General features: G+C 47.1%; 4 protein-coding genes and 2 pseudogenes. 3 read left to right on the plus strand and 3 right to left on the minus strand.

Translation table 11 applies throughout. The annotated features are described in order from the left end of the window. A partial coding sequence (locus RMO84_RS04060) for an ABC transporter transmembrane domain-containing protein (protein ID WP_310487196.1) occupies window positions 1-877 on the minus strand: 877 nt, incomplete at its 3' end. A 348-nt stretch (window positions 878-1225) separates the two neighbouring features. On the opposite strand from RMO84_RS04060, the gene RMO84_RS04065 reads away from it, so the two are divergent. Both RMO84_RS04065 and RMO84_RS04070 read left to right on the plus strand, forming a co-directional pair. Beyond that, on the plus strand, window positions 1226-1348 hold the full coding sequence (locus RMO84_RS04065; RefSeq protein WP_310487198.1) for a hypothetical protein: 123 nt from the start codon (window positions 1226-1228) through the stop codon (window positions 1346-1348). Window positions 1349-1426: 78 nt separating this feature from the next. Further along, window positions 1427-3130, plus strand: coding sequence for a SulP family inorganic anion transporter (locus RMO84_RS04070; protein WP_310487199.1), 1704 nt, complete (start codon window positions 1427-1429; stop codon window positions 3128-3130). Window positions 3131-3199: 69 nt separating this feature from the next. Here the strand turns inward: RMO84_RS04070 and RMO84_RS04075 are convergent. Next, a pseudogene (locus RMO84_RS04075) lies at window positions 3200-3352 on the minus strand (integron integrase); the annotation flags it as partial. A gap of 154 nt (window positions 3353-3506) precedes the next feature. Between RMO84_RS04075 and RMO84_RS04080 the strand changes: the two are divergent. Further along, entirely contained in the window at window positions 3507-4442 is a 936-nt protein-coding gene (locus RMO84_RS04080; RefSeq protein WP_310487201.1) for a cation diffusion facilitator family transporter, read from the plus strand. 82 nt (window positions 4443-4524) lie between these two features. Here the strand turns inward: RMO84_RS04080 and RMO84_RS04085 are convergent. Continuing rightward, window positions 4525-5606, minus strand: a pseudogene (locus RMO84_RS04085) (hypothetical protein); the annotation flags it as partial.

A 5606-nucleotide genomic window follows, 5' to 3' on the forward strand; every position in this document is an offset into this window, starting at 1 on the left:
GTTCGCCGCGCAGGGTGGCGAGTAGGGTCATCACCAGTACGCCAAAGATGCAGCTTTGAACGACTGTGCGCTGCCACATATTCAAGCGGACGTAACTCTTATGAATCCGGTAGAGTACGACCGTTAACTCTCGGTCTAAGCGTTGCCGCTGTCGATCGAGTTCGTAAGGTTCGGCGGCGAAGGCTTTGACGGTTTTGATATTGGTAATAATTTCGGAGGTGCGGCTTTCGGTATTCTCCATATAGCGATCCAGGAGTGCCTCGCGTTTGATAATATAGCGCAATCCTTTGAGACTAAAGCCTAAAATAGCTGTAAACGAGAGCAAGAAAACGATCCCAATCCGCCACTCCAGTACACAAATTACGATAAAAATGCCGAAGATTCTGACTAATTTCGGAATCAACTGTCCGGCAATTTCTGGATAAGTCCAAGTGTGGTTGGTTAACCCGCGTGCGACCCGTCCGGCAATCCGACCGGGGTTGTTTTCATCATAAAAAGATAGGGGTAAGGTAAGAATTTTTTGGATCGTCAGATCGGCACGATCGCGCCGTGCTCGCAGCGGGATCGCCCAGTGGAACCAACTGCCAATCCAGGGCTGAATCGGTGCGCGCACGACGGATACGACAAACACGATTGCCAGCAGCACAGCCAGCGATAGATCGGTTGATGCTGGCAGATTGAATCTAGTCGCGATCGCCTGCGTGAGTGCTGCCAACGGCTCATCGAGCGGTTGTTTGGAGAGGACATTGAGAATTTGACCGATCGCATAGGGTACGGTTAAATCTATAACCTCGAAGAGACTCGATGCGGCAATGCTGATGGTCGCGATCTTGCCGTAGCCGCGAAAATACCCAATAATATCCCGATAAGATGCCATGAGCTGACTCCAAGGATCTACAAGTTAGCTGCCACCGATCGAGCACCTTTCAGCTTAGCAACAGCAGGTGCCCTGTCAGATGGATACCTGTAACAGCATACTTGACTAATATTAAGGTTGGGTTGGGATTGGGGAAACACGAGAGTCGATCGGGCAACCCACGGGTACTTGTAAATCTTTGCTCAGCGCAACTCGCCAACTGTCACCGCCTTCAGCACCGATCGACATCGCTCTGCTCGGGCCGGATTGTCTTGAAAATCCTCCCAAATGTTGAGGTAACAGCTCGATCGCTTTTGCTATTAATTAATGTGAACGTCGCTAGCATACCGATCCGGTTTCAAATCTGGGGTGCGCGAACAATTTGAATCGATCGATCGCGCCATTTCCAATCCGGCTAGCTCCGCCAGTCTCTCAGCCAGCGATCGCCAATTTTGTAGTGCTGATGCCGATCGAACCAAGCGAGATTATTGACAATTAAGCGATCGGTTGTGTAAGGCAGATTAATGTAATTTAGGAATGAGTTTAGTAGAGGATATCGACTGGAAATACATGAAAAATTCGATAGAAAAGATCGGTCGGCAACCATTCAAACCGCCCTCTCGCTGGTTTCAGGGGATTTTACCGCTAAACCGTGCGAATATTGGCAACGATCTGATTGGGGGCATTGTCCTGGCGGCCATCGGCATCCCGGAAGTGATGGGCTACACCAAGATTTCGGGTACGCCGATCGCGACAGGCTTATATACACTCCTGCTACCCGCGATCGTCTTTGCGATCTTCGGTTCTTCGCGCCATCTCGTCGTCGCTGCCGACTCGGCAACGGCAGCAATTTTGGCAGCAGGGCTATTGGGATTGGTACCGCCGGAAGATCCACATTATTTAGCTCTAGCCCAGCTAGTCGCCATCCTCGTGGCGGGATTGCTGCTATTAGCACGGCTGTTTCGGCTCGGTTTCTTGGCTGACTTTCTCTCGCGGACTGTCTTGATTGGGTTCTTGACGGGTGTCGGCATTCAAGTGGCAATCGGTCAATTGCCTGGGTTGTTAGATCTCCAAGGTGGCGGACATCAACCCGTACGACAGATCCTCACCGCGATCGCCGGATTGCCCCACGCGAACCCCTTAGCCATCGGTATTTCGATCGCCGTGTTGATGACGATTCAATTATTCGATCGATTTATCCCCAAATTCCCTGGCGCATTGCTGGCAGTATTGGTAGCGATCTTTGCCAGTTGGCAGTTTGACTTTGCCAGTTATGGCATATCTGTCGTTGGTAACGTTCCGGGCGGTTTGCCATCTTGGGGTTTGCCCGCAGTTACACTCGCTGAAATTCCCCAAGTTGTGGGGATTGCCCTTTCCTGTTGTATTGTGATTATCGCTCAAAGTGCTGCCACTGCTCGCGCCTACGCCTTTCGTTACAGTGACAATTTTAATGCCAATATCGATCTCGAAGGTTTAGCGGCAGCCAATCTCGCAGCGGGATTGACGGGTACATTTGTCGTCAATGGTAGCCCGACCAAAACGGAAATTGTCGATACTGCCGGCGGACGCAGCCAAGTAGCGCAACTGTCTACAGTTGCTGTCGTCCTCATCGTCATCCTCTTCCTCGCTAAACCGATTAGTTATTTACCCAATCCAGTTTTAGCAGCAATTGTGTTCTCGATCGGGCTACGCTTAATCGATATTCAGGGATTGCGATCGATCTTCAAAACCCATCGCGAAGAATTTTATCTAGCAATCGTTACCGCAGTAACGGTGGTATTTATCGGCGTTAAAGAAGGAATTATCGCCGCAGTAATGTTATCTCTGATCTTACACGTACGGCATAGTTATCGACCTTATTCAGCGATTATTATTCCCGATGAAAATAGAATGTGGCAAGCGATTCCCGCTCGCCCAGGCAATAGCTCTGAATCGGGTTTAATTATTTATCGATTCAGTCGCGATTTATTCTATGCCAATGCCACTTTCTTTTCGGAACAAGTACTAAGTTTAGTCAAAAATGCTAATCCACCAGTCAAATGGTTGATTCTCGAAGCCAGGTCGATTTCGGGAATTGACTACTCTGCCGCTTTGACAATTCGGGATGTTGTAAATGAGTTGTCTATGCAGCATGTCGCTTTAATTATTTCTGGTCTTCCACCAGAAGTAAGGAGACAATTCGATCGCGATGAGCTGACGGATTTAATCGGCGCAAATCGCTTTTTCAACCATTTAGAAGAGGCATTGGCAGTGTTTCGATCTGGAAGTGTTTGAGCGTAGTTAGATCGATCGCGACTGTGCGTAATTAGGATACCTTGCCAAGTGGTAGGAGGCGACGATTTTTCATCTGTGACGATCGCCGACATCGGTTCGATCTGGCAACAGAATCGAGCGTTCCGATCGATTTTGGGTTGAGGTAACAATATTACATTCTGCTGCCAAATAAGTAATGAATTCCCCGATTTCCCGACGCGCCATTTCTTGGGGATGTCGCTTGTTATGATATGAAGATACAGCAACACTTAGCTAACCACCCAGATCCGATTTAATTAGAGGTGTAGTAATAACACAAAGTAACTCAATGATGTTTGAATGATGATGTTGAAATATTCCTGTTTGCCCACCTGCTAATTTTGAGGATCTTGCCAAAATGCCCCATCAGCACTCACATAGCCATCACGATCTCGATGGGCATCATCATCATCACGCACCTGCTAACTACAATCGAGCTTTTGTGGTGGGAACGATCCTCAATAGTGGTTTTGTGCTGACAGAATTTGTCTTTGGATGGCAGGCTAATTCAGTCGCGCTGATGGCAGATGCAGGGCATAATCTCAGTGATGTTTTAGGATTACTGCTGGCATGGACTTCGACTATAGTCGCCCGTCGTCAAGCTTCCGCTGGCTACACTTATGGCTGGCGTAAGTCATCGGTACTTGCCGCTTTTCTCAATGCTGTCTTGCTGCTGATTGCCACTGGCGGTATTATTTGGGAAGCAATCCAACGCTTAGTCAATCCTGGTGAAGTTAATGGTGCGATCGTGATTGGTGTTGCGGCTGTTGGGGTGGCGATTAAGACTGGCACAGCCTTAATGTTTTTATCGGGGCGCAAAGGCGATCTGAATATCCGTGCCGCATTTCAACACATGGCGGCAGATGCACTAGTTTCCATTGGTGTCGTCTTGGCAGGAGTGGGGATGCTATTGACTCACTGGTTGTGGCTCGATCCGTTACTGAGCCTAATTATCGGCTGTTTCATTGTTCTCAGTACGTGGGAATTGCTAAAAGATTCATTTCGGCTGGCGATTGATGGAGTGCCCAACAACATTGACGAGCGTGCGGTGCGCGTTTATCTATCCGAGCGTCCGGGTGTAGCGGAGGTTCACGATCTCCATATTTGGAGTATGAGTACGGTAGAGACTGCGCTGACGGCGCACCTCGTGACGCCAGCAGGACATCCAGGCGATGAGTTCTTGGCACAGATTTGCCAAGAGTTACACGATCGTTTTGGCATCGAACATACCACCATTCAAATTGAAATTGGCGACTCGGATCGTGCTTGTTTACTTGAAGCCAAGTGCCGATAGCATTAAGCTAAAATCGAGACTCGATCGCGATTTTTGACGGTGCTAGAACCTGCGATCAATTCAAATCTATGACGATCGAGAGTTATCGAATATTACTAAAGATCGCTTGGAAAATTTTAGGAAGATATTCGATCGTCACATACATCAAAGTCCCAGAGATAGTACAAACAGAAATAAATTGGACTGAATCTAGTTGGATAGTAAGATCGCTAGCGATCGCGTTGATTGAATTTTTCAATTTTATACTCCTGAGTCCAACCAAACTATTTGCTGCTCTAACAGGAAAATTTAGATACGATCTTTGTGGAGTAGGTGCATCGATTAATTTGATTAGTTGGTATTTCCCTAAGAAGCCATCGATCGTCATATAATAATCTCGATCGTTTGACGACGAGCAGTAAGCATTTTCATAGCCCAAGCAGGCATACAGACAAGTTTCGCTAGGACTATCGACCTGTTTGTATTTTTCAGGATTGATTTTAAAGCCAGGATAGTCGCGGTCAACTCTTTCTTGGAGATATCGATCGTTACAGACATATCCAGCTATGAACGACTGCTGAAGTAAGTTTGAGCCATACTCAAAAATCCAATCTTCTTTATCATCGATCGCGCCGATCGGACATGCTACTATGGCTATTTCCAGAGAGGAATCTATGAGTTTAATTAATTGATGTTTTCCTAAATAATCATCGATCGTGATATAGTAATTTTCTCCGTTTGCAGAACAGTGTGCGCGAGCGTAGTTTGCGCAGGCATGAAGACATCGGCGATCGGGAGTATCTACTCTGGGATAGTTTCGATCGTTAATTGTAAAGCCAGGATAGTCACAGGCTAATCGCTCGGCTAAATAGCCATCATTACATTCATAGCCAGCTTTCAATGACTGCTGGAGTAAATCTGAGCCATATTTGAAAATCCAGTCTTCTTTAGTTTTGATAAAAATATTAATGCTAAAGATACTACCGATCTCCGAACGCATTAGCGAACTGGTATAGTCATGACTGTTGAATAGCTCGCTGTCTACAGTTTCGCCATCAGCATGACCCAAGCTCAGATATGATGTTTTATCGTTCCAAATCCCATGCTCGTAGCTAGCTATAAATAGATCTACTGCGTCAATTGCGGCTGACTGAGATTCGTACCATTCCATCTGCCCTTGGTGAT

The sequence above is a fragment of the Chamaesiphon sp. VAR_69_metabat_338 genome, from assembly GCF_031423935.1.
Lineage (GTDB): Bacteria > Cyanobacteriota > Cyanobacteriia > Cyanobacteriales > Chamaesiphonaceae > Chamaesiphon.